This is a genomic window from Sporolactobacillus sp. PKPK-6, assembly GCF_056678885.1.
In genome coordinates, this window is record NZ_JBWXPA010000001.1 from 2,146,278 (window position 1) to 2,171,715 (window position 25,438).

Sequence of the window (25,438 nt, forward strand, 5' to 3'; positions counted from 1 at the left end):
CATTGTTAGATAAGAGAGGATGGGAAATCATAATGAAAGTGACGGACCTGTTAACGGCAGCGACCGTTAATTTGGATTTGAAAAGCACGACTAAGAAAGATGTATTGGACGAACTGGCGTCAACACTGGACAAGGCCGGCAAATTAAACGACCTGACCGAATATCGCGCAGCTCTTGACAAGCGCGAAGAACAAAGTACAACGGGAATCGGCGACGGTGTTGCCATTCCTCACTCAAAGACAGCTGCTGTTAAAGAAGCTGCAATTGCGTTCGGTCGTTCCAAAGAAGGAGTCGACTTCCAGTCTTTAGATGGACAGCCGGCACACCTGTTCTTCATGATCGCCGCTACAGACGGCGCCAACGCTACGCACCTTGAAGCGCTGTCGACCTTATCGACTTTCCTGATTGATGCAGGATTTCGTGAAAAACTGATGAATGCAGCAACTTCCGAAGAGATAGTTTCCTTGTTTGACGAGCAGGAATCAGAAAGCGAAAATGTGGCTGCCGAAGAGAAAAAAGCAGCAGAAAACAATACGGACGGATATGAAGTGTTAGCCGTAACCGGATGTCCGACCGGGATTGCGCATACCTATATGGCTGCTGATGCCTTAAAGCAGAAAGCAAAAGAAATGGGCGTATCAATTAAAGTACAGACCAATGGTTCGACAGGAATTAAAAACAGACTTCAAGCGGACGAAATCGAAAAAGCTAAGGGTATTATTGTTGCCGCCAGTATTAAAATCGACGTAGAACCATTTAAGGGAAAACCGCTTGTTCAGGTACCGGTTACTGATGGTATCCGTAAGCCGGAAGAACTGATTAATGAAGTAATCGAAGGCAAAGCGCCTGTTTATCAAGGCGACGGCAGTGCTCCTAAAGCAGCTGCCGAAGAAGAATCAAAAGGAAAAAAGATAAATATATACAAGAATCTGATGAACGGTGTTACCTATATGCTGCCCTTCGTGGTCGGCGGCGGTATTCTGATTGCTATTTCTTATCTGATCGCATCACTTACCGGGGTTGAACTGAGACATGTAGCCAGTGTTGCGGATGTTCATGATTTCCCAACTCTGCTCAGTTTTATCGGAAACGGCAACGCGATGTACTTGATGATACCGATTTTGGCAGGTTTTATTGCAATGAGTATTGCTGATCGTCCCGGACTTGCGCCAGGTATGGTCGGCGGACTGATGGCACTGACTAGCAATGCCGGTTTTCTTGGCGGCTTGATTGCCGGATTCCTGGCAGGCTATGTAGTTGAACTGGTGAAATGGGCATTCCAGAAATGGCCGCAATCGCTTGATGGATTAAAACCGGTGCTGATTTATCCGGTATTCGGTATTTTTATTACCGGTGCACTCATGTTCCTAATTAATCAACCGATAAGCGATTTTATGGAGGCAATGACTCATCTGTTGAACAGTATGGGCACAGGAAATCTCGTTCTGCTCGGTTTGATTCTCGGCGGTATGATGGGTATTGACCTTGGCGGACCATTTAATAAAATTGCTTTTACGTTTGGCATTGCAATGATTAGTGCCGGCAACTTCTACCCTCAGGCGGCAGTTATGGCCGGCGGTATGGTGCCACCGCTTGGTATGGCACTTGCCACAACACTGTTTGCACATAAATTCAATAAATCTCAGCGTGATGCTGGAAAAGTAGCTTATGTGCTTGGCGCAGCCTTTATTTCCGAAGGAGCCATTCCGTTTGGGGCAGCAGATCCAATCCGGGTCATGGTGTCAACAACGATCGGTTCTGCACTCGCCGGCGGGTTAGCACTTTTGTTCGGCATCGGACTTCGTCCACCGCACGGCGGAATCTTTGTTATACCGCTGGTCAGCAATGGAAACCCGTTCCTTTATGCACTTGCAATTATCATTGGAACGGTCGTCACTGCAATTATTTACGGCATTTGGAAAAAGCCACTTAAAGAGCAGAAAAGTGCTTAATATTTGGTTGTAACTTGATTTTTTAAAAGTATTGCTTATGAACCGCAGAAGAGCAGCACGCCTGCACTCTGCGGTTTCATATAAATTAATTTTTTATGATTAAACAGAAAAAAAGTTGATACAGTTAATTTTGACAAATAAAACACATTAATTGTACTCGCTTTCAATTTGAAAAAACTCTTGATATAATAATAACTGTTACGTTTTCCTAACATTTGTTTATTGGGGAAAATTAATTCGAGGTTTTTCGGATTTATCAGTTCTTGCAGATACATTTGACCTACAATTGTATGTGTAAGTGAAGTTATGTCAGCATGATCTCCTGTTGCGAGTGTTGATGAGAACGGTTCGATGTCAAATGGGCCGTATACGCTGTGACAAGAATGAGCGATTAATGAATCGCTGAACTTTTTATATCTGAAGGGTAGGGTGAACGAAAAGATGTCAGAAAAAATTACTGGTATTGCTGCTTCCGCAGGTATTGCTATTGCCAAGACTTTCATTCTTAAAAATCCGGATCTGTCCTTTGAAAGAAGTACAGTTACCGATAAAGAAGCAGAAAAGAAAAAGCTGAACGACGCTCTTGAAGTATCCAAAAAAGAATTGACGACCATTAAAGAAACGGCTGAAAGGGAACTAGGAAAAGACAAGGCGGAAGTATTTGCCGCACACCTCATGTTCCTAAGTGATCCTGAATTTGTCGGTCAGGTTGCATCGAAAATTGATGATGAAGGTCTGAGTGCTGAGTCAGCACTTGACGATGTATCAAGCTTCTTCATTCAAATGTTTGAAGGCATGAAGGATAATGAATACATGAGAGAACGCGCGGCTGATGTTCGTGACGTATCCAAACGTTTGCTGGCTCATTTGCTCGGTGTTTCCTTCACGTCTCCGGCGAGCATCACTGAAGAAACGGTGATCATTGCCGAAGATCTGACACCTTCAGATACCGCACAATTGAATCGCAAATATGTTAAAGGCTTTGCAACAAATATCGGCGGACGCACTTCGCACTCAGCGATCATGTCCCGCTCAATGGAAATTCCTGCTGTCGTCGGAACAAAAACCGTTATGGCGCAGGCTAAAGAAGGACAACTCGCTATTATCGACGGATTGAATGGTGAAGTTATTCTTGATCCAAGCGAAGAAGAAGTTAAAGAATACAAAGCGAAACAAGCTGCTTATAAAGAACAGCAAGAGGAATGGAAGAAGCTTGTTCATGAAACAACGAAAACAAAGGACGACGCACATGTTATTCTTGGTGCAAACATTGGCAATCCTGGCGATGTGACCGGCGTATTGAACAACGGCGGCGAGGCAGTCGGATTGTATCGTACTGAGTTCCTGTACATGGGCCGCGATAAACTCCCGACAGAAGACGAACAGTTTGATGCGTATAAAGAAGTTCTAGAAAAAATGGAGAATAAACCGGTCGTTATCCGTACGCTCGATATCGGTGGAGATAAGAAACTCTCCTACCTTCCGCTTCCAGAAGAAATGAACCCATTCCTTGGCTTCCGTGCGATTCGTCTCTGCCTGGAACGTCAGGACATCTTCCGTACACAGCTTCGCGCCTTGCTTCGAGCAAGCTCTTATGGCAAGCTGCGCATCATGTTCCCGATGATTGCGACGATTGACGAATTCCGTCAGGCAAAAGCAATTCTTCTTGAAGAGAAAGCGAAGCTCGTTGACGCCGGGACAAAGATTTCGGATGATCTTCAGGTCGGCATGATGATGGAAATTCCTGCTGCTGCTGTATCGGCAGATCGTTTTGCTAAGGAAGCAGATTTCTTCAGCATCGGCACAAATGACTTGATCCAATACACGATGGCTGCGGATCGAATGAACCAGCACGTGTCTTATCTTTATCAGCCATGTAACCCATCCATTCTGCGCCTTGTCAGCAAAATCATTGACGCAGCACATGCGGAAGGACATTGGGCAGGCATGTGCGGTGAAATGGCCGGCGATGCAACCGCGATTCCATTGCTGCTCGCACTTGGTCTTGATGAATTCAGCATGAGTGCCACATCGATTCTGCCGGCAAGAAGCCAGCTGCTGAAATTGTCCAAGGCAGACTTGGCAAAACACAAAGAAGCATTCCTCAACCTTGATACGGCTGAAGAAGTGCTTGACTACGTCAAAACAAAAATGATCTGATTCTAAGTAATAAAGAAAACGGACAGGTGCCCATTATGGGCTGCTTGTCCGTTTTTTTAAAATATTTTTTTGGTACGGCGCAATGCAAAATACGGATACCTGTAAGTTGAGGTATCCGTTTTTGTATGAAGCTCTTATCTTTGTTTTTTTACTATTGGAATATAAATGTCACATATCTTTCCCGTGTCCGACATGCATCGGTCATCATACAGTTCGAAGTCGGCACACCCCGGCGCATACTCGTATCCGGATTGAGCAAACCACTCATTAAAGATGTAGTTCCAAGTGCCCTGAATGGCAGCCACGAAGGTTTCGGCATTGCATGCCGGTGTTGAAAACACAGCATAAGTTGCAGGCGGCAATTCACAAACGTGATAGCTATCCGGAATTGTTGCGTCATCCTTGGGTTCAACACCGATGACATAGTCAAATGCACCGGTTTCAGGATCTTCCGGAAAACACGCACCGTACTCATCGTGTTTTTTGATAAAGCCCTCGGCGTGAAGCTTTTCCATACGCCCATCATTCATATAGTTGTTCCAAAAGTTTGGTATTTCTTTACTATTTTCTCCATCGGATGAAGTCGTTTTGAGGGCAAATCCTGCGAGTTTTACAGCGGAAAGGGTAACAAATCTCGGTTCCAAAATAATTCCTCCATTCAAATATTTGTTTGTGCGGGGAATGCTTGGCGGGAACGGACGATCACAATGCGCATGCAAACGGTAGGTTCCCGGCGAACAGCCGAAATAACGACGAAAAGCTTTACAAAACCCCGAGTGGGTCTCAAACCCATAGTTCAGAGAAATATCGAGAATTCTCCGGCCGGAAGTCAGCTCATAAGCTGCAAAAGCAAGGCGGCGGTTTCGTACATAGGCCATCACTGAATAACCAACGCCCCATTGAAAGAGCCGACAAAAATGCCAAGTCGAAAACCCGGCGCGTGCTGCTAAATGATCTGCGTTGATATCGTCTGTGATATGCTCGTCAACATATTCCAGAGTATCTTGCAAAATTGCTGTCATGTCCATAAAGCATTCCCTCCAACCGTACGGTAAGCTTAGTATAGCAAAGCAACAAAAAGATGCTGTTCCAAAATGGCGAAGTTTTATAGAGGATGCATTTTTAGAATTCAAAAAGCACCGCAAAAGTTAGTTTTTTAGCCTAACTTTTGCGGTGCACATCATAAATCTGTTACGTACTATTTATTCAGAATTTGCTCAAAGACCTTTTTAACCTTAGGCGTGACATAGTGGCTGCCGCCGTGTTTTTCGGTGTTTTCAACGATCATGGTGACCATCAGTTTAGGGTCATCCGTATTATAGGCGACGAACCAGCCGTTTTCCCGGCCGGATTCACCCTGTTTCTGTTTGAATTCCGGAGTACCTGTTTTTCCGGCAAGGGTCAAACCATTTATTTTCGCATCATGTGCGGTTCCTGAAGAATTGTCAACAACTTGGATCAGATCCTTGTTTAACAGTTGAGCAATACCTGCAGACATCACATTTTTCTTCCAGAAAGTTGGCGGATTATTGGTTTTGATCAGTCGCGGCTTGATCATGCTTCCGTCATTAACAAATGCTGAATAAATCAATGATAAATGAAGCGGGTTGACACTGACTTGGCCCTGACCATATCCGGAATTGGCAAGAAGCGATTCACTGTCCAGTTTTCCGTCATTTGAGATGGTCGATTTGCGCATCGGATACTCAATTGGCAAGGATTCGCCAAACCCGAATTTCTTGACATCGGAGGCAAAAGTTGAGCCGCCGATTTTGAGTGCTGCCTGCGCAAAATAAATATTGTCCGATTTGAACAACGCAGTCTGCAGATTGACCTTAGGATCATGATTGACTCGAGTGACATAGTAGTCTCCCCAAGAACTGTTCTCCTGCCATTTGCTTCCGCTGATTGCAATCTGCGTATCAGGACTAATTGCTTTATGAGTTAAAGCGATCGCCGCAGTCAGTGGTTTAAAAGTTGATCCGGGTGCGGATGCAGCGGTAAAACGATTTCTTAACGGTTGTTCCTTGTCATTGCTCAATTTTTGGTACTCACTCGATGAGATTCCAAGGACGAAATCATTGGGATTATAGGATGGTGCGCTGACCAGTCCGAGTATATCGCCGTTCCTCGGATCAATAGCAACTCCGGTTCCCGCATCCTTTTTAAGCTGGCCGTACAGCGCATCCTGAACGTTTCGATCGATCGTCAGCTGAATATTCTTACCGTTAACCGGATTTTTTTTCGCAATAGTTCCGGCTGCTGCTCCTGTTGGATCAAGTAAAAGGATTGCTGCGCCATTGTGCTGACGGAGCTGTTTTTCAAACAGCAGCTCGAGTCCGGTTTTACCAATCACTGAGTTGGCGTTGTAGCCCTCGTTTGGATGCTCTTTCAAAAGCTCGGCAGTCATTTTGCCAACATATCCGGTTAAATGTGCACTTGCATTTTTATCGGGATAGACCCTGCTTGCAACGTCTGTTTTAACCACACCAGGCAATTCGGTAACATCTTTCACCAGCTTGGTTTTCGACGCATCAATGGTAGTAATAGGAACAAGACTGTCCACCTTGACCCATGAAGCGGCAAGAGCCTGATTAATTTGTTCTTTGCTGACACCAAGCAGCTCGGTCAATTTTTTGATTGTGGCTGCCTTGTCACTGTCCGAACCCATCTTGCCGGGAATAAGATCAATCCGATCGGCAGTTCCATTGATCGCCAATGGTTTGCCGTTGCGGTCGACGATTTCTCCGCGCGTACTGGCCAACGTATCGACACGTATTTTGGAACCGGTGCTCATACCCGGAAGAATCATGCTCGGTTTCCAGCTGACGTACCAATTCTGCTTTTCCTTACGTTTCTCTTCCTTTAATTGTACCGATTGAGAAAATTTTACCGGGCCGGCTACCGTATTGAGCGTTGCATTCAGCTGCACAATTCCTTCTTTTTTCGTGTTTTCTTTAATGCTGGTTTTCAATTTTCCTGCTTCTATTGCATCATAAATTCGTTTGTATCTGGAAACAAAGTCTGTTTTGCTAACGCTTTTTTGCGATTGGTTTGAAAGAAAGTTATACATTTTGGAAAAGTCTTGTTTCTGCCATGCTTTGACATAGTCTTCCATACGATCCTTTGCTGTCGGCTGATTTCCGCAAGATGAGAGTGTGAGAAGTAAGACAGCGAAAATGATCAAGAGGACGGGGAGCTTAAATTGATATTTATTCATTAAGGGAAACACCTCCATAAAGTTCGGAACGGGGTCAATTCATCTCATATATATTCCAGCAATACTGATTCCATGCGGGTTGTCCAACTAGCTACTCAATTCTTATTATATAGGATAGAATGTCGAAATGCCGATAAACTTGCTAATAACAATTTTAAAACTCTGTAAAAAATGTATAATCTGGTTGAAAACATAGATTTTATCTAGTATTTTGCGTATAATGATCATGATTTTGACATGAATAGTCATTATAATTTATTCGTTTTAAATGAAAATGGAAGTGAGTGATCGAGCAATATGGAAAAAGTGATCGAGTTCAAGAATGTATCGAAAACATATCCAAACGGTACTCAAGGACTAAAGCATGTCAATTTATCGATTGATAAAGGGGAATTTGTTGTCATTGTTGGTCTATCCGGCGCCGGAAAGTCGACGCTGTTACGTTCAATTAACCGTTTGAATGAGATCACTGAAGGGGAAATCGTGATTAAAGGAAATTCGATCACAAGGGCAAAAGGCAAGCGGCTCTTGCGCATGAGGCGCGATATCGGCATGATCTTCCAAAATTTTAATCTCGTAAAACGTTCCTCAGTTTTGAAGAATGTCCTGTCGGGAAGGGTTGGCTATCATTCAACGCTTCGGACGATTCTTGGCCTTTGGCCGAAACAGGATGTTACGCTGGCATTGTCGGCGCTGGATCGTGTAAATATTAAAGAAAAGGCTTATTCTCGAGCAGATGAACTCTCCGGCGGCCAGCAGCAGCGTGTGTCGATTGCACGCGCATTAGCCCAAGAGGCGACTATTATTCTCGCTGACGAACCAGTTGCGTCCCTGGACCCTGTGACAACGGTTCAGGTTCTTGATGATTTGAAACGCGTGAATCTAGAACTTGGCATTACAACGGTCGTCAATTTGCACTCCGTTGATTTGGCAAAGAAATATGCGACGCGTATTATCGGCATTCGCGCCGGTGAAGTTGTCTTTGACGGTTCTGTGGACGAGGCAGTTGATGAAACGTTCGATCAAATCTATCAACGCTCCGGCAAAGGGCAGGGAGCGGAGGCGAATAGTCGGTGAATCTAGCAAAACGGAGAGTAGCGAAGCTCAAGCTAAGTCTGATCATACTATTTTTTATTCTGCTTATTTGGAGTGCTTCGAAGCAGACGGGAGTGTCGCTGGTTGAACTTTTTTCAAATTTATCGAATATGGGTGCGTTGCTCGCACAAATGTTTCCGCCCGATTGGAGCTATTTTAACTATGTAACCTCGGCCATGCTGGAGACGATTCGAATGGCGGTGCTCGGAACGACCTTCGGCGGGATCGTCGCGATTCCTTTTGCGTTGTTTGCTTCACGAAATATTGTGAAAAAAGGATGGATTGCTATTCCCTTCCGATTTGTCATGAATTTAATACGAACGATACCGGAACTGCTACTTGCGGCATTGTTTGTTCCGATCTTCGGCATTGGTTTTGTATCCGGAATATTTGCTCTGGCTGTCTTTTCTTTTGGGGTTATAGCCAAGCTTGCCTACGAGTCGATCGAGGCGATTGACAAGGGCCCGCTTGAAGCGATGACTGCCGTTGGCGCAAATAAATTACAGTGGATTTTTCTCGGTGTTATCCCGCAAGTAGTTGCTCCATATATGTCCTATTTCCTCTACTGTTTTGAAATCAATGTGCGTGCGGCAACGATTCTCGGTTACGTCGGTGCCGGCGGTATAGGACTGTATCTCAGCCGGACACTCGGTTTTCTTCAATACGACCGTGTCATGTCGATTATCCTCTACACCTTTGTTGTTGTCTTGATCATTGACGGACTCAGCAATAGAATTCGGGAGAAGCTGATATGATGAATACAACGATGAAAAAACCGCTTATGAAGCGTCTCAGAAATTGGACGATTGCTCTTATTGTGCTTATTATCTATGTTTGGGCATTTACGGGTTTCTTCAAAAATTTCGAATTAAAACCAACCGCTTTGCAAGCAGCTAAGGCTATTTTTTCCGGCATGTCTCATCCTGATTGGGGCTATGTCAGCCAGCCTGGCGGTGAAGATTTACTGCATGCATTACTTGAAACCTTTAATATCGCCGTTCTTGGTACATTTATTTCCGCAATTCTTTGCGTTCCCTTTGCATTCTGGGCAGCGAGAAACATGAACCGCTATCGTTTTGTTTCCTCGGCAGGAAAGATCTTTCTGAGTGCGATTCGTGTATTTCCGGAATTAATCATGGCACTTCTGTTTATTAAAGCTGTTGGTCTGGGAGCCTTTGCCGGCGTACTTGCGCTGGGCTTTCACTCAATCGGTATGTTAGGCAAGTTGTTTGGCGAATCCATTGAAGATATGGATTTTAGCGCTGCAGAGGCGTTGCGGGCATGTGGTGCAAATAAATTTCAGACCTTATGGTTTGCGATTGTCCCGCAGGTCATGCCACAATTCTTCTCATATACGCTTTATCGTTTTGAAATCAGTGTTCGTTCCGCGGCTATCTTGGGTATGGTTGGCGCCGGTGGTATCGGTGCCCCGCTCATCTTTGCACTGAACGCGCATCGTTGGGATCGAGTCGGTGTTATTCTGCTCGGTATCATCGTTATGGTATCAATTATTGACTTGATCTCGGGTGCGATCCGCAAACGATTGGTCTAATTGAAACATATTTTCTGTCCGATAAAGAAAAATTATAGTTTATTGCATCGTTGACGAAAGAGGTGCAATAACTCGTAAGATGTGCGGATGTCCGGACTTGTAACGAATCGGAAAAAAAGTTGAAACGGAATCACGAAAAGTGGAAACGAATGAAGTTCGGTAATGAGATAAAAGCAAGGCTGGAGACGATGAGTCGTCTTTGACCTTGCTTTTTATAGTTTCTTAGATTAAACCTATCAATATTTAAACATTAGAAAACTTGGCTTCGTCAAGCTTCTGATAAAGATGAAGGCTTAGTTGCGACGACCATGGATGGCCTAGGTACGGTGAGCCGCAGGACGCGGCGTTTTACCGGACCACTTACACTAAATTCCGTTAAATCTTTATACTTTATTGTTTGTGTAAAATAAAACCCCGGCGAGCTGCCTAAGCAGTGAACCGGGGCTGTTTTTGCTTTATTGTGTTTATTCGCCGATTTCTTTGTTGTATTTACGAACGGTGTCAAAGTTTGAGTCCTTGGAAGGTGCATAGCCAACATGGCTGTAAATAGCATAGATGACTTTTTCGCCTTCAGGATCTTTGCCGATCGAAACAAATGCATCAGAGATTTTTTTCTGCCATTTCTTAGACATATCCGGACGTACACTGATTGTATCGTTTGGAATTTTTTCTGTTTGGAAGAGATAGTGTGTGTCTTTGAATACATTCGGGTTTTCGGCTTTAACAATGTTACGCGCATCTACGAATACCGGTGCTGCATCAACATCTTTATTAAGAACAGCCAGAACGCCTTTATCATGACCTTGAAGAGTTACACCGGTAACATCTTTCTGCGGATCAACTCCTGCTTTCTTCATTGCAACAGCAGGGAATACATAACCGGCAGTTGACGTAGCATCCTGCCAACCAATTTTTTTACCCTTCAAGTCTTTGATTGATTTAATTCCTGAGTCATTTCGTACAAGCATACCAGAATAGTAGTAGTCTACTTTTTCAGTTGTATTTGATCCGTCTTTTGGATTGACACCATAGCGCTGTGCTTGCAGCAATACGTCTGCATAACCTTTTTCATGGGCAAGAACGTAGCTGGTAGGAGGCAAGAATCCGATGTCCATTTTCTTTGATGACATAGCTTCAATAACGCCGTTATAGTCGGTAGTAACTTGAACCTTTACCGGAATACCGAGTTTCTTAGAGAGAAGATCTCCAAGTGGTTTCGCTTTTGCTTCGAGGGTATCTGCGTTTGAAGAAGGAACAAATCCGATGACCAGCTTTTTAGGCACATATGATTTGGATTTTTCGGCAGAGTTGCTGTTTCCGCATCCAGCTAGAATACTAACGATAAGACCGAGAGCGAGAAACAGTGTGAAGCTTTTCTTGAACATAAAAAAATCGCCTCCGAGGGTTTAAATGATGTAGACATAAAACGTCTTCATCAATCATAATTCATTTTTTTCCAAAAGAATACTAAATGTGACAAAGTTATCAAATTTTTTACATTGACGTGTAATTTCTCACTTTTTTGATGATTTTATGTAAGGGTATTTTTTTTGACGCAAATCGTTCATAGCATGTTAGTATGGTAGTGGAACGAGAGGTGACACTGAGACGATGAAACTAGTTATTTTGGAGACAAGCGATGTTCATGGGAGCATCTACCCCATTCGATACGCAGATAACAGTCCGAAGGATGTTGGGATGGGGAAAATTGCCACACTTATTTATAAAGAGCGTACTGAGAATCCGTGTACTTTACTAGTGGATAATGGCGACATGATCCAAGGTACACCGCTGCTTTATTATTATGCGCGATTTGATCATAAACGTCCTAATCCGATGGCGGTTATTGCGAATAAGCTTAATTATGATTGTGCGGTATTTGGCAATCACGAGTTTAATTTTGGAAGTGATGTGCTGAATCGGGCGGTTGCTGCCTCTGACTTTCCATGGCTGGCTGCTAATATTGTTCGTGAATCAACAGGTGAACCGTTCTTTGGCACACCTTATATCATAAAAAACTATGCTCAAGGTCTTCGCGTTGCTGTCTTGGGTCTGACAACGAAGTATGTTCCGAACTGGGAGAAACCGGAACACATTAAAGGTATGCGCTTTGATGATCCGGTGGATACGGCCAATAAATGGGTTCCGTTTTTAAAAAATGAGGAGAAAGCGGACGTCGTGATTTTATCTTATCACGGCGGATTCGGACGCGATTTGGATACAGGCGAAGCGATTGAAGAATTGAAGGGCGAAAATCAAGCGTACCAAATTTGTCAGGATGTGCCGAACATCGATGTATTGCTTACAGGACACCAGCATCGGATGATCTATGGAAAGACAATTAACGGAGTGACTGTCATTCAGCCAGGATGCAACGGCACACATTTGGGAAAAGTAACTATCCAATTGGAGAATGTCGCTGAAGGTTGGCAAATCACATCGAAAAAATCCGAACTCCTTCCCGTCCAGGGAATAGAGGCAGATACGCAGCTTCTCAGTTATGTGGATGCCTATGAAAAAGATGCGCAGACCTGGCTGGATCATCCGCTTGGCAAGATTGAAGGCGATATGCTTGTTCGCGATCCGATGAAGGTGCGTACTCAAGATCATCCGCTGATTGAATTTATTAATCGGCTTCAAATGAAAGCATCCGGTGCGGATATCAGTTCAACCGCACTTTTTAATAACGAGTCACCAGGGATGCCTGAGAATGTGTCGATGCGCGACATCGTCGCAAATTACATCTATCCGAACACCCTGCGCGTACTGCGGATCAGCGGACAGGATATGCTGGACGCACTCGAACGTTCAGCCTCCTATTTCGAGACGTATACCGGCGGTCCAATTAAGGTCAGCAAGGCATTTACCGATCCGAAACCGCAGCATTACAACTATGATATGTGGGAAGGCATTAACTATATCATCGACATCTCACGTCCCGCGGGAGAACGTGTCGTTAAACTGAACTATCATGGAACTCCGGTGAAAATGGACGGACAGTACGATGTGGTGATGAACAATTACCGTGCAGTCGGTGGCGGTGATTATTTCATGTTCTGCAACAAGCCGGTTGTCAAGGACATTCCGGTTGATGTGACGGAACTGATTGCCAATGAAGTACTTGAGAAAAAAATAATCAAGGCAACCGTTGATCATAACTGGAAGCTTATTTATTAATAGAAGACCCTTTAGCGATTAGCGCTCATCATAACCAGAGAGGTGCACAAAATTGGAAAAGAACATTTTGAAAAATGACTGGGAACCCTTGCTGAAGACGGAATTTGAAAAGGACTACTATCAGAAGCTGCGGCAGTTTCTCAAAGAAGAGTATACGACGAAAACCATTTATCCTGATATGTACGATCTTTTCAATGCCCTTAATTACACGCCATACGAAAAGGTGAAGGTGGTTATCCTGGGGCAGGACCCTTACCATGAACCGGGTCAGGCGCATGGGCTCAGCTTTTCAGTTATGCCCGGCGTGAGACAGCCGCCGTCGCTGCAAAATATTTTTAAAGAATTAAAGGATGATCTCGGCTGCGAGATTCCGAAACATGGATGCCTGATCGAATGGGCGCGCCAAGGCGTGCTGCTGCTCAACACAGTGCTTTCCGTTCGTCGTGGTGCTGCCAATTCGCATAAAGGGATGGGCTGGGAACAGTTCACCGATGCTGTGATCCGCGATTTGAACGAGCGGCAGCAGCCGATCGTGTTCATTCTTTGGGGGCGGAATGCTCAGGCGAAGGAAGAATTGATCACCAATAAACAGCATTTCATCATTAAATCGCCGCATCCGAGCCCTTTTTCTGCTCGTTACGGCTTCTTCGGCAGTCATCCTTTTTCGCGAACCAATCAGTTCCTGGAATCGGTTGGCGAAACGCCGATTAACTGGCAGGTTTCCATTGAAGAACCGGAACTTTCTAAGTCATGAAAACAGTCCGTCAAGGCGATTCGCCTCGGCGGACTGTTGTTTTACAGAAACATTACCTCATTGGGTTAAAGATTCAAGTATTATTGATCGGCACTTTCTAAAGCGCGACTGACTTGTTTTTGCTTGATTAGGAGCAGAAGATAATAGACAACGTAATAGGCAAACATGATTAGGAGCAAGCCGGCTGTCCATGTGCTGTTCGTATTCAGCTGCCGCGCGGTGACGGTACTTCCTTGGAGTACGCCGCTCGAATAAACTTCATAGAATCTGTAAAGAAGTCGGCCGATAAATAGAGCACTGACCAAACCTCCGATCCATACATTGGTCCGGTAATGCCAACGATCATTCCGATGCTCCAGCTGTGTCACCTTTGAACTGTAATAAGCCAGAGATGCTCCGGCCAGTAACCCGATAAGATCCGAAATAAAACTGATCGGATGAGAGAAGCTGCCTAAAAGAAAAAATAAACCAATTATTGTGCACAATGATAGTCGAATCATCATGCGTCTGACTTTAAAAAGTTGCCAGCCAATGTTACGGCGAATGCGGCGGTAGAGAGCAAACAAAATAATTACGGTCATTATAATCCAAGAATAGTCATTCATTGACCGCTTCCTCCTCTGACCCTCATTTTTTTCTAAACCATTGAAATAACTTGTCCGCATCTGTTTCATCGAGTTGATGAATGGTAATGATTTCAGCAGTGGATGCGCGAATGGTTGCCGAGCACGTTGATAAATGAAGCTTCTTTTGGATCCGCGATTGCCTTTTCGCAAACGATTGAATATGTTCTTTTCGTGTAATTGTGGTGGTTTTTGTCAGCCATCGGTTGATCGCAATGAGTCGTTTGTCCATAAGTGCCCAGCCTTCTGAGCGATTCTTAAACCAGAAATAGGCAAGAATGAACGGCAGGGCAATAAGTGAGTATTTTCCCCAGTCCAGCCGCCAAGTAAGCACGGAGCATAAACCAATCCAAAAGATTGCCGGCAGAATCATGCGGTAGAGCGTGCCACGCATGGGTAATGGATGGCGCTTGATCGGTCCGGAAAATCTGGGAATAGCTGTTTCAAGAAAATCAGGCAATTCCTTTTTTCGAAGGAGCGGGAAGACGAGAACTGATCCGCCGTTGCTTTTCTCCAAATCAATACTGCCGCTGCAATCAGCATAGACCGTACACCAACCGAATAATTGCTGCAGCCATTGTTCTTTGATACGTATTGCTTGAACTCGGTCGGTTTTATAGGTTTCATCGCTGGTCTCCCACACGCCGCGATGGATTCGCCATTCTCCTTCATGCACGGAAAGTTTGAAGAAGCCCCAGCGAAGCAGCGCGCTGACTAAAGAAACAAGCCAAAGCATAAGAATCACCATACCGATGATGATGATCATTCCGACCAGCGAAGCATGTTCCAGGTAGCTCAATGACTGCCCTTGGATGCTGTCGGGTATAAAGTCATCGGCCTGTGACCAAAGACCAAATACTGCCGCAAGTACGACACCGACTTTAGAGGTGAGCAGCGAGGCGCCGAGCAGCCGTTTTCCGGAGAGCGCATAGACTTTTTTTGGTGAGTCATCAACGACCTTTGGAGCCTCGGTGGGATCTTCTACAGCAAAGATAATCGACTTCTGCGTTTTTCCACGGCTGACCTCTGCCTTGATTTTCTCCGCTTCCTCAAGCTTGAGCGCGGAGAGGACCATGTCGCCTTTGGATGCCTGATCCGCGGTGTCGAATTTTAATTGAACCACACCGAGCAGACGAAGCAGCAGATTCGTTTTGATCTGCACCGATTGAATTCTCTGAATGCGAATGTAACGGTCGCTGCGCACTAAAACCCCTGAACGGATATGAAATTGATCATCGACGAATTCATATTTGAACCGCAGCCATTTAAAAAAGTTAAAGACAATAATAACAAGCAGAATGATGAGGGCATAGCCGGTAATTTGACCGAGATGACGCATCCCCCATGCAAAGCCGAAGCCGAGCGGAACGATGATGCTCCACAGTGTTGAGACGGCATCACTGATTATTGCGAAGAAATGGAGATGTTTGCCTTTAGATTTCATTGGCAGGATTCTCCTTAATCAACTCCGCTATTTGATCGCGAAGAGCGAGTGCATCGGACTCTTCCAAAGCCGGAATTTCATGCTCACCGGCCGCAGTCGTGACGGATACGGCAGTCAGGTGATGCTTGCGCAGCAGCGGTCCTTGTTCGGTCTCTACATTTTGCACGCGGGTAAACGGAATAACAGTCTGAGTAATGATAAAAATGCCATCTTGAATTAATAGATCCTCTTGTCTAATTGCATAGAAAAACGTTCGGTAATTGATGCTTGGAAAAACAAACACGTAAAGGATCAGCTGGAGAATGTTGAGCGCGGCTAGAGCGCCGGCAATATAGAACAGGAAGTGCGGCCAGTCAAAAAAGAAGATACTTGTGACGAATCCGCCGATAATTAGCCAAACAATGAGATGTGTCATAATTGCCCTTTGGCGCCAAATCGTTAGAATTCTAGGATTGAGTTGTCTTTTTTCCAAATAGTTCCCACCTTTCATTGATACTGAGGCAGTATTTGACCCTTTTTGGAAGGCTCGTGCAACAGTCAATTTTTTCTATCTAGTAAAAGTATAACATGACCGGATAAATGATCTTAAAAGGAAATAAGTGGTATTTGTGGCATATTTATGTCGTAATCGATACAGACAGGAAAGTGCTGAAAATAACGATGTTATCCATGAAAATCGGTTTAATGCGGGTATAGCAGATAATGAAGGGAGGAAACAGTCATGGATACATGTCATCACTATAATGGTTACCAAAGTGGAGCGGACATGCGTGTACATCGTTCAAGCGAGTGGGCCGTAAAAAAAATTCACTGTCCGGTCTGCCACGCAGAAATTGTTGTCCGTGAGATTCCAATCGCTAGAGATCGTTCATTGCTAAAATAAAAAACCGGGCTTGTCCCGGTTTTTATTTAATGCTATTCATTTTCTCATATTCTTCATAAAGCTTGCGCCTGAGCAGTTTGTGCGAAGCGTTCTCAGGCAATTCCGCCAGAGTAAAAATACGCTTTGGCACCTTGTAAGATGCTAAATGTTGCTTACATTCGTTGATGAGTTCTGATTCGGAAAAACCAGTGCCTTCTTTAAGGCTGACGAAAGCGATGGGAACGCATCCCCATTGCGTATCCGGAACACCAATCACTCCGGCTCTCAAAATCCCCGCGCAACCATTTAAAACGGATTCAACTTCAGCAGGATAAACATTTTCCCCACCGGAAATGATCAAATCTTTTCGGCGATCCAGAACGAACAGAAATCCATCCTCATCCAGATAACCAATATCACCTGAGTGAAACCATTCACCATCAAAAGCCTCATGGGTTGCTTCAGGATTATTTAAATAGTGGCTGAAAACGGTTGGTCCTTTAATCAAAATTTCTCCAGGCTCATTGGGTGCTTCCGCTGAGATGCGAACTTGGAGCGGAAAAAGCGGCTGTCCCGCCGAACCCGCTTTTTTAAGCATATACTCAGGCGGCAAAGTGACCGCTTGCGAGGCGGTTTCACTCATGCCGTACGTTTGATAGATGGGCATCTCTTGATCGAGACAACGCTGAAGCAATGATTTGGGCACAGGCCCGCCGCCGAGCAGGATGCAGCGCAGAGTTTTTGGATAGGAAAAATGATCATCAAGCTCGTCCATCATCCGCTGTAGCATTGAGGCAACGACGGAGATATGTGTGATTCCGCTATCCGTAATTAATTGATTGACGGCCTGCGGTTCAAATTTTTCCTGCAGATATACCGGCATACCGTAAATCACACTTTTCATTAAAATGGATAGGCCGCTGACATGGAAAAGCGGGACGCAGCAGAGCCACTTGTCATCAGGTGTAAGCCCGAGATTAATTAGAGAGGCGTTCGCGTTCCACCAATGGTTCCCATAGGTGAGCACAACGCCTTTCGGATGTCCGGTTGTACCTGAGGTGAAAATAATCGTGCATGGATTCCCTAACTGGATTTCTGTATCGAAATCGTCCAGCAAGGGGTCGCATTCTATCCATTTATCTGTATGAATGAGCGCGCAGTTGATTTGTTCGATAGCTTGCGCTGCCTTTTGTTCGTACTTCTGATCCGTGATTAGGCGTTGACAGCCGCTATCCTCAATTTGTCCGGCAAGCTCGTCCACAGATAATCGGGTATTCAGAGGCACCATAACCGCGCCAAGCATCATAAGCGCATGGACCGTAATGGCGCAAGGCAAGGTGTTGCCTTGAAGCGACGCGACGTGATCGGCAGGATGAACCCCAGCGGACCGGAGCGCTGATACAGCTTGATGGACGCGCGCCAGCAATTGTTTGAACGTGAGCTGCTCATTCTCCGTTTCAAATGCGATCCGATCCGGAGTCAGTCGAGCCCGTTGGCTAAGCCACTGCGGCATGGACGGCTGTGTATCTGAGATCATGGGAACTTAGGGAATCTGCTGAAATCAGGATCGCGTTTTTCTTTAAAGGCGTCGCGTCCTTCTTTTGCTTCGTCAGTTGTGTAATAAAGCAGCGTCGCGTCTCCGCCGAATTGTTGGAGACCCGCGAGTCCGTCCGTATCCGCATTAAACGACGCTTTGAGGAATCTGAGCGCTGTGGCACTCTTCGACAACATTTCGCGCGCCCATTTTACGGTTTCTTCTTCAAGCTGGTCGAGTGGGACAACCGTGTTGACAAGTCCCATGTCCAAGGCCTGCTGCGCGTTATACTGGCGGCATAAGTACCAGATTTCACGTGCTTTTTTATGGCCGACAATACGCGCTAAATAGCCTGCGCCGTAACCTGCATCGAAGCTGCCGACTTTCGGTCCTGTCTGGCCAAAGACTGCATTGTCCGCAGCGATCGTTAAGTCGCATACGACCTGAAGCACATTTCCGCCGCCAATGGCGTAGCCGGCAACCATTGCGATAACCGGCTTTGGAATGATTCGAATCAGGTGCTGCAGATCAAGCACATTCAAACGTGGAATATTGTCTTTTCCTACATAACCGCCATTGCCGCGCACCTTCTGATCTCCACCGGAGCAGAATGCCTTCGTTCCGGCACCGGTAAGGATAATGACGCCGATGGATGCATCATCACGTGCCCAAGCGAATGCGTCGATCATTTCAACTACTGTATTCGGTGTAAACGCATTGCGGACATGCGGTCGGTTAATTGTAATTTTTGCAATTCCCTCGTAGGTTTCGAAGAAAATGTCTTCATAGTCTTTCACTTTTTTCCACTCGATTGTGGACATGAGTTCACCTGGCTTTCTCATAAATAGGTTGATTTGTCACTGTTTTGTCAAAAGTAACACTCATATTGTAGCACAACTCATAGAGCTTTTCCGATTAAGGAGCTTACTTAGAAACGAGGTCAATGAGGGAAAATTGACAGGAGGTTGATATTGGGGGACAATGCGGAAGACCGAGCATAAGCGCCGGTCACCATTGAAACCGCAGAGGGTGCAAAATATGAACAATTACAAATTAACGATTCAGTACGACGGCGGCCGCTATAAAGGATGGCAGCGGCTGGGCGATGATAAGAATACAATCCAAGGAAAAATCGAACAGTCACTTACGGTGCTCGTCGGCGAACCGGTTGAGATCGTCGGTTGCAGCAGAACAGATGCCGGCGTTCACGCGCTTGGTCAGATCGCCAATTTTAAAACGAAGAAATTGTTGACTGAGGAAGATATTTATACGCATTTGAATCATCAGCTGCCTCAGGACATCAGCGTGATTGACGTGGCCATTGTGCCCGAACGTTTTCACGCTCGTTATAATGCTAAGGAAAAGACCTATTTATATAAAATTTGGAACGGACCGATCAGCAATCCCTTTATGAGAAAATACAGCATGCATGTGGCTGAAAACTTAGATGTCGCGTTGATGAAGCAGGCAGGCCAGGACTTCATTGGCACGCATGATTTTACTGCTTACGCAAATGCAAAATCAAAGAAAAAGTCGATGGCGAGGACAATCTCAGCGATTACGATCGATGCGTATGACGGATTCTTCGACATTCGATTAACAGGCGACGGATTTCTCTACAACATGGCTCGGAAAATGGTCGGCACATTAATCGAGGTCGGACTCGGTGCGATTGATGCAGCTGCGATCCCGCAAATTCTGGCGTCAAATGAACGCATACAAACAGGCCGCATGGCCGAAGCCTGCGGACTGTATTTGGAGAAGATTACTTATTAAATAAACGCACCCCGTAAATAGCAGGTTTAGGCTCTTTAGATGTTATAATGACAGGATCAAGTAATAGCTGTGCATATGAGCGGATACGGTAGCACCCTTGTGAAAGGGGGTGGCGCCATGACAGTGTTTCAATCCTTGACTCTGATGATTTCTTTCGGTGTTCTGGTGCTCATGCTGTCTAACAAAAAGAAATGATCCGCTTCATATGCCATTCGCAGTGGCAATAATTGAAGTGAATCATTCACTGTAGTGCTGCTTTGATTTTGCGCTGCATCCGCTCAACGCGGATATTGCTTGATTCCTTGTTAACCATACGGATGAATAGATCCGTATGGTTTTATTATTCATCACTGCATGTTCTTTATACATTCATTATATAGTTAAGGTGATTATATGACAACAAAACCACTGTACTTGGAGAAGATCACTTATTAATGTTTGGGGCAATAATTTCGTTTGATTTGATCTCGATGATTCCTTTTGACGTAAGACGAATAAAAGGAAGATGCAGTTCGGTCAGGAAAAACAGGCAGAAGAACGGATCGTCAAAGGCGAATCCGTTCTTTTTCATGTGTTCGATGAATTGCTCGGCCTCGGAACTCAGTGCGTTCATCGACTTTTTACTCATGACACCAAGTAGATCGAGATTAATTGAGAATGCGCCGCTCTCATCAAATTGCGCGGTAATGCCCTGGAATCCATCACGAATCGTTTGATAAGCATGCGCCATTGCCTTTCTGTCTCGTCCAATAATCAAAATATCCCCGGAGGCACAATAGGTGCTTGCAAGAGCACGGAGAGAATGCGAAAAGTTCTTGATTCGCGTGCTCAGATGTGCACCGTTTGTACGGCAAACATACGTTAAATAACACTCGTTTTCCGCTAATGTACTCTTCGGATCAAAGGTGTACGGGCGGGTAATGACGCTGTTCTGGAGTTCAAGACCAATGGTTGTCGTTTCTTGCTCCGGACAATGGTTTGGCAGGTGCGCGAGATTCGCTTGATTAAAGTAATGTTCGCATGCAAAGCTTGCTGGGTTCGCCACTTTTTCCCCATCACGCACAAGCCATTTTCCTTCGAAAAGAACGCTTGTCGGTTCCGGATCATCCAATCGTTCGATGATATTGATGTCCGCAATTCTTCCCGGAGAGATGCTTCCGATGGTGTCATCCATGCGGTAGTACACGGCTGGATTCAAAGTCGCCATGCGGTACGCGTCCGGCATTGAAATTCCACTTTTCATTGCAAGCTTGATCATCGAGGCGTGTGTTGCCTGCTTCAAGAAAGGGAGTGAGGCACCGTCATTGGTTAACATTAATTTGGACAAATCAAGTCCCGGATGTTCCGCTAATCCACTCATGATCTCCGGAAGATCCGGACGAATGGAAGAATAACGAATCGCCGTGTAGTAGCCGAGATTCAGTCGATTGATGACATCACGCGCAGTCATGGATTCGTGGTCAGCCGAAATGCCGGCGGACGCGAACAGGTTTAATGTATTGACCGACGAGCCGGGCAGGTGGCTTTCCATCCGTTTTCCAGAATGCCTGACTGCGAAAAGCTTCTCATATAAATCAGGTGAACCTAATTTGAACGGCAGCCAGTGGCTGAGTTCTCCGCCCTGCATCACATATGGCTGATCCAGCCACTTTTCCAGTGTAGCCGTAGAGGGGAGATGTTCTTCGAAATACGCCCACCAAAGCCATGTGTGGTGCCCGGTTTGATCCAGTTCATTAACAAAAGCACGCATTTGCTCTTCATTTAAATGCGCAGATGCGAAGCTATTGTCGTTGACCGAAATCATTGTTCCTTTTTCCGTTAAATAAGTGCCTAAAGTGAGCGGATTATAGAGAAGGAACGGGTGAGCATGAGGCTCGATATAAGCGGGTACTATTATCTGGTTCTCTTTTAAATGGAAAATATCCGTTTTATCTGAGATCAGCGGTTCATCCGGACCGACATAGGCAATCCGATCGCCACTGATCCATACATTTTCTTTTTGAACGATTCCTGAATAGACATGAAGCACAGAAGCATCTGGAAAATATACGGATGCCGGTTCTTTTTTACGCGCAGTTTCAATCAGACGACGGTGCGCCTCTTCGGTTAATGGTTTCATACGCTCACATCTCATTCTGACAAGTTGTCTCTATTATACAGAGATGGACAAGACTTTTCATGGACGGGACTACTTTGAGAGCGTAGAAAAATATTTTTCCGAGGGCATAAGGCAGTGTTGTGGGTTGTCCGCTCATTGACGACTACGATATTTAACGTTTACTCTCAATAGACAACGATTGTTGTTATAAGGGCTGAAGAGAGTGTTGAATGATCATGAAGATAGTTCATTACAAATGAGGTCATTTCATTTTTGATAGTGCGCAGTAATTACGCACTGCGCAGTATGCAGTGAAGTTAATGAGAAAAGTGGTGAAATACAAAAGTTAAAGCTAATCCGTGAAAAGTGAAAGCTAATGATGCAAAACTTAAAGCCAACCTACCGAAAGTGAAAGCTAACCTCAAAAGTTAAAGCTAATTTGAGAAAAGTGAAAGCCAACAATGGAAAACTTAAAGCCAATCCTCCAAAAGTTAAAGCAAAATTACTAAATTCACAAAATGTATGAGAAAATTGCGTTACTCTGCTTCATTCGGTCTAACTTTCACCAGGTTCGGTCTAACTTTTATCGGGTTCGGACTAACCTTTCACGGGTTTGGTCTAATTTTTATCGGATTCGGCCTAACTTTTTGGGCGTTCGGTCTAACTCCTTCTCTTCGGTTGAAATTTCCAGAAATTCGGTTCATCTTTTCGTTCGTTAGGTTGAACTTTAGCTGATTTAAATCAGCCCTTGCTGCACATCTTCCGTCAACCACGCAGTAGTCATTTTCCTCAATTATAGAGCAGAAAAAACTACTTTATCATGAAGTATGTAGGTGAATTACGGAATATCTGCTTGGGTAAAAAACTAGTTGTATTTTTCATGTACCGATTGAGTTAAAGTTTACTAAAATAATCATCTTTGGTCAGCTCGACAATTTCATCAGAAATTCTTTTGAACCCCACCTTTTGAAACGCTTTCTCTGCCGATATTCTTGTTTTAGGAAAATCATCGTATACCTTTTCTGCATCTAACTGATTGAATGCTACATCAAGAAGTAAGCGCAAGGCTTCTTCACTGTATCCATAACCCCTATATTTGGCCTCGATAACTAAGCTGACACAGTAGGCCCGTTGTTCTTCATCGTAGCGAAGTGCGGCATCACCGATAGGCAGTTGCTCATTTTTTTGAATGATATACGCGTAATAACGCTTCGATGCTTGGCTGCCCCATCGTGAATACCAGTCTGTCCAATAGTCTTTGCTAAAATCAATACATCCGGTTTTCTGATCATAATTGTCAAGCTGCAGGTCGTAGCCTTTGTTGTAGGACATCGTGTCAGGCTGCGCAAGTATTTTTTGCCGATAATTGAGTTCATTGAATAGAGGAATGTGTAAATATAATCGCTCACTCATTGAATCACCTTACATTTTTTGTTTACTCACTATTACCTATAATGTTATTATTTAGAAAAATAGTCTGTAAGACCAGTCACAATGATTAAACTGAACCAACCCCAGCTTAAACCTTTTCTGCAAAACGATCTGTTATTGCCTGCATCTACGATTCGACATGCAGCCTTTAAATCATCACATCCACCGATTTTCTTCATATTTAACCTTTTTCTAAAGCAAGGAGGACCTAATCTATGAAAAGCGTTTTACCGAAATGGGCAATTCTTATATCTGTTTTTATTTTTGTTGCGGGTTGTTCAAGTGAGGACACAAGTCTGCATAATAAAAGTGAGAAAACAATCCGAACGGTTTTGAAAAGTATAGTCACAGGTCCGGATGCAGAACAAAAGAAATTGTTTAAGATACAGGCTACAGAAGATCCGCAAGCATTGACCCCCTATTTAGAAGAAAAATATAAGTCTGTCATCGCAAAACAGTACCTTCAAGAGTTCATAAATTCTAATCAAGGAACCATTTTTCTGCAAACGGCATTTATGGCTGATTATCAATTGAAAGCGACAACACCAATCGAAGTAAAAAAAGCTAAGTCCGGAGGGTACACGTTCAAAATTGATGTGGACTACATTAAAAATGGCAAAACAAACACTGCCACTATCATGGGAGATATAAATACCACTGACGATGGCAAGGTCGTCGCAATAAATGTAATCGATGATGACGGTTTGTTGGAAAAAACGCTGTATCCGCAAATGCAAACGGCTAATGAAAAATGGGGGAAGTAGTTCATTTTATGTGATGAAACGAGAAGGGGATATCCATGCATGATGTACTGAACTATTTTTTAATTTTAGTATTCACTACTTTGACTATTGTTCAAATGTTAGGGCTGATATACATATATCTTGGACAGTTTAAATCACATCTGACTTTAGTCATCACTCATGTTGCGTTAGCTAAAGTTGAACCGTCACGTTTATCAATGGTTAAAGCCTATGCAACCATGCAAGTGCTTATAAATATATCGTTGTATGCGCTCTTTATAATCGGTAACGCAGATATTCGATTTATTACAGTCATTCTGTTTTATGCTGTTCCGTATTTGTTTGAAAAATTGTTCAGCAAGCTGCTGACAAAAAATAGCGAAAGCTGATCAGCGGGTGATGAATAACTCATCCTTCACCACTATCCACTTGATCAAGCGCAGCTAAGAACGACAGTGATGCGCCAACGGCTTGTACCCAGCTTCCGGTCGCATTAATCTGGCCTGATTTTTTATCATCAACGGTTTGGTTCAATTGAAAAATGGTGGAGACGGCTTGAAGCGAGTTGCCGGCGATCTGAAGGAGATTGCCGATAACCGATAGAGCGACTGCTCGGTTCCGCTCTGCCGAAATGAGACCCGAATGGAGTGACAGTGAGCCGCCGAGTGCTTGAAGCGAGTTACCGATGATGATTGCGCGAAGGTTTTCCTCATCGGAACATTGGGCGATTGAACCATAGATAACCAGTGAGTTGCCGAATGCCTGGGTTCCTCCGCCGATCGCGTCCAGTCCGTCGCTTATATTCGCGTCCAGTGCACTTCCGGCGGCCTGAAGCGCATTGCCGGTAATGCCCAGGCCATCTTTTAGATTGTCGGGAATTGTTAAATCGGGTGTTGCTCCAATTGCAGCGACAATGGTGCCGATCGCGTTGATCAGCGCATATTCTGCCTCCTGCATCTGCTCGTTCATCGAACGCTCCCCCAAGCCAATCACTTCTATATGCCTAGTTTATTCAAT

Annotated in this window: 22 protein-coding genes; 11 read left to right on the top strand and 11 right to left on the bottom strand. The window is 44.6% G+C overall.

Features of this window, described 5'->3' with window-relative positions; all coding sequences use genetic code 11:
* Positions 1-32: 32 nt before the first annotated feature.
* Both AC1MBV_RS10415 and ptsP read left to right on the top strand, forming a co-directional pair.
* Positions 33-1,952: a PTS fructose transporter subunit IIABC gene (locus AC1MBV_RS10415; RefSeq protein ID WP_255747768.1), complete on the top strand. Its 1,920-nt coding sequence runs from the start codon at positions 33-35 to the stop codon at positions 1,950-1,952.
* Positions 1,953-2,393: 441 nt separating this feature from the next.
* Positions 2,394-4,112 (top strand): phosphoenolpyruvate--protein phosphotransferase, encoded by a 1,719-nt coding sequence (ptsP, locus tag AC1MBV_RS10420; RefSeq protein ID WP_255747767.1) that lies wholly within the window; start codon positions 2,394-2,396, stop codon positions 4,110-4,112.
* A 134-nt stretch (positions 4,113-4,246) separates the two neighbouring features.
* On the opposite strand, the gene AC1MBV_RS10425 is transcribed toward ptsP, so the two are convergent.
* Together AC1MBV_RS10425 and AC1MBV_RS10430 are read right to left on the bottom strand one after the other, a co-directional pair.
* Positions 4,247-5,140 carry an effector binding domain-containing protein gene (locus AC1MBV_RS10425; protein WP_480948213.1) on the bottom strand — a complete coding sequence of 298 codons (894 nt, stop codon included), beginning with the start codon at positions 5,138-5,140 and terminating at the stop codon, positions 4,247-4,249.
* A 170-nt stretch (positions 5,141-5,310) separates the two neighbouring features.
* Positions 5,311-7,332, bottom strand: a complete 2,022-nt coding sequence (locus AC1MBV_RS10430; RefSeq protein ID WP_255747765.1) for a penicillin-binding transpeptidase domain-containing protein — start codon at positions 7,330-7,332, stop codon at positions 5,311-5,313.
* Positions 7,333-7,638: 306 nt separating this feature from the next.
* On the opposite strand from AC1MBV_RS10430, the gene phnC reads away from it, so the two are divergent.
* From phnC to phnE (AC1MBV_RS10445), 3 genes are read left to right on the top strand one after another with little or no spacing between them, the layout of a single operon-like run.
* A complete protein-coding gene (phnC, locus tag AC1MBV_RS10435) occupies positions 7,639-8,409 on the top strand; it encodes a phosphonate ABC transporter ATP-binding protein (RefSeq protein WP_255747932.1) in 771 nt (256 codons plus the stop codon).
* Positions 8,406-9,182: a phosphonate ABC transporter, permease protein PhnE gene (phnE, locus tag AC1MBV_RS10440; RefSeq protein ID WP_255747764.1), complete on the top strand. Its 777-nt coding sequence runs from the start codon at positions 8,406-8,408 to the stop codon at positions 9,180-9,182. Before phnC ends, phnE (AC1MBV_RS10440) begins: the two co-directional genes overlap by 4 nt.
* Complete coding sequence (gene phnE / locus AC1MBV_RS10445; protein WP_255747763.1) at positions 9,179-9,979, top strand: phosphonate ABC transporter, permease protein PhnE; 801 nt, start codon at positions 9,179-9,181, stop codon at positions 9,977-9,979. Before phnE (AC1MBV_RS10440) ends, phnE (AC1MBV_RS10445) begins: the two co-directional genes overlap by 4 nt.
* Before the next feature lie 464 nt (positions 9,980-10,443).
* Here the strand turns inward: phnE (AC1MBV_RS10445) and AC1MBV_RS10450 are convergent, their stop codons facing one another.
* Positions 10,444-11,364 (bottom strand): phosphate/phosphite/phosphonate ABC transporter substrate-binding protein, encoded by a 921-nt coding sequence (locus AC1MBV_RS10450; protein ID WP_255747762.1) that lies wholly within the window; start codon positions 11,362-11,364, stop codon positions 10,444-10,446.
* 226 nt (positions 11,365-11,590) lie between these two features.
* Between AC1MBV_RS10450 and AC1MBV_RS10455 the strand changes: the two genes are divergently transcribed.
* Together AC1MBV_RS10455 and AC1MBV_RS10460 are read left to right on the top strand one after the other, a co-directional pair.
* The gene (locus tag AC1MBV_RS10455; RefSeq protein WP_255747761.1) at positions 11,591-13,156 is read left to right on the top strand and encodes a bifunctional metallophosphatase/5'-nucleotidase; all 1,566 of its coding nucleotides are present in this window, start codon (positions 11,591-11,593) and stop codon (positions 13,154-13,156) included.
* 52 nt (positions 13,157-13,208) lie between these two features.
* Positions 13,209-13,910 carry a uracil-DNA glycosylase gene (locus AC1MBV_RS10460; protein ID WP_480948214.1) on the top strand — a complete coding sequence of 234 codons (702 nt, stop codon included), beginning with the start codon at positions 13,209-13,211 and terminating at the stop codon, positions 13,908-13,910.
* An 80-nt stretch (positions 13,911-13,990) separates the two neighbouring features.
* Here AC1MBV_RS10460 and AC1MBV_RS10465 read toward each other — a convergent pair whose 3' ends face one another.
* Genes AC1MBV_RS10465 through AC1MBV_RS10475 form a run of 3 tightly spaced genes read right to left on the bottom strand, consistent with a single transcriptional unit; the run spans position 13,991 to position 16,449 of the window.
* Positions 13,991-14,515 (bottom strand): CcdC protein domain-containing protein, encoded by a 525-nt coding sequence (locus tag AC1MBV_RS10465; protein WP_255747759.1) that lies wholly within the window; start codon positions 14,513-14,515, stop codon positions 13,991-13,993.
* A 22-nt stretch (positions 14,516-14,537) separates the two neighbouring features.
* A complete protein-coding gene (locus AC1MBV_RS10470; RefSeq protein WP_255747758.1) occupies positions 14,538-15,977 on the bottom strand; it encodes a PH domain-containing protein in 1,440 nt (479 codons plus the stop codon).
* The gene (locus AC1MBV_RS10475) at positions 15,967-16,449 is read right to left on the bottom strand and encodes a PH domain-containing protein (RefSeq protein WP_255747757.1); all 483 of its coding nucleotides are present in this window, start codon (positions 16,447-16,449) and stop codon (positions 15,967-15,969) included. Before AC1MBV_RS10475 ends, AC1MBV_RS10470 begins: the two co-directional genes overlap by 11 nt.
* Positions 16,450-16,698: 249 nt before the next feature.
* On the opposite strand from AC1MBV_RS10475, the gene AC1MBV_RS10480 reads away from it, so the two are divergent.
* Positions 16,699-16,860 carry a hypothetical protein gene (locus AC1MBV_RS10480; protein ID WP_255747756.1) on the top strand — a complete coding sequence of 54 codons (162 nt, stop codon included), beginning with the start codon at positions 16,699-16,701 and terminating at the stop codon, positions 16,858-16,860.
* Between the two features lie 22 nt (positions 16,861-16,882).
* Here the strand turns inward: AC1MBV_RS10480 and AC1MBV_RS10485 are convergent, their stop codons facing one another.
* Positions 16,883-18,376, bottom strand: a complete 1,494-nt coding sequence (locus AC1MBV_RS10485) for an o-succinylbenzoate--CoA ligase (RefSeq protein WP_255747755.1) — start codon at positions 18,374-18,376, stop codon at positions 16,883-16,885.
* On the bottom strand, positions 18,373-19,194 hold the full coding sequence (menB, locus tag AC1MBV_RS10490; RefSeq protein ID WP_255747754.1) for a 1,4-dihydroxy-2-naphthoyl-CoA synthase: 822 nt from the start codon (positions 19,192-19,194) through the stop codon (positions 18,373-18,375). Before menB ends, AC1MBV_RS10485 begins: the two co-directional genes overlap by 4 nt.
* Positions 19,195-19,411: 217 nt before the next feature.
* Here menB and truA point away from each other — a divergent pair, with 217 nt between their 5' ends.
* Positions 19,412-20,149, top strand: a complete 738-nt coding sequence (gene truA, locus AC1MBV_RS10495) for a tRNA pseudouridine(38-40) synthase TruA (protein WP_255747753.1) — start codon at positions 19,412-19,414, stop codon at positions 20,147-20,149.
* Between the two features lie 424 nt (positions 20,150-20,573).
* Here truA and AC1MBV_RS10500 read toward each other — a convergent pair whose 3' ends face one another.
* Together AC1MBV_RS10500 and AC1MBV_RS10505 are read right to left on the bottom strand one after the other, a co-directional pair.
* A complete protein-coding gene (locus AC1MBV_RS10500; RefSeq protein WP_480948215.1) occupies positions 20,574-22,268 on the bottom strand; it encodes an adenine deaminase C-terminal domain-containing protein in 1,695 nt (564 codons plus the stop codon).
* A gap of 873 nt (positions 22,269-23,141) precedes the next feature.
* Complete coding sequence (locus tag AC1MBV_RS10505) at positions 23,142-23,660, bottom strand: GNAT family N-acetyltransferase (RefSeq protein WP_255747750.1); 519 nt, start codon at positions 23,658-23,660, stop codon at positions 23,142-23,144.
* A gap of 233 nt (positions 23,661-23,893) precedes the next feature.
* Here AC1MBV_RS10505 and AC1MBV_RS10510 point away from each other — a divergent pair, with 233 nt between their 5' ends.
* Together AC1MBV_RS10510 and AC1MBV_RS10515 are read left to right on the top strand one after the other, a co-directional pair.
* Entirely contained in the window at positions 23,894-24,442 is a 549-nt protein-coding gene (locus AC1MBV_RS10510; protein WP_255747749.1) for a hypothetical protein, read from the top strand.
* 35 nt (positions 24,443-24,477) lie between these two features.
* Entirely contained in the window at positions 24,478-24,810 is a 333-nt protein-coding gene (locus tag AC1MBV_RS10515; protein WP_480948216.1) for a hypothetical protein, read from the top strand.
* A 19-nt stretch (positions 24,811-24,829) separates the two neighbouring features.
* Here the strand turns inward: AC1MBV_RS10515 and AC1MBV_RS10520 are convergent, their stop codons facing one another.
* Positions 24,830-25,390 carry a DUF6944 family repetitive protein gene (locus tag AC1MBV_RS10520; protein ID WP_480948217.1) on the bottom strand — a complete coding sequence of 187 codons (561 nt, stop codon included), beginning with the start codon at positions 25,388-25,390 and terminating at the stop codon, positions 24,830-24,832.
* Positions 25,391-25,438 lie beyond the last annotated feature (48 nt).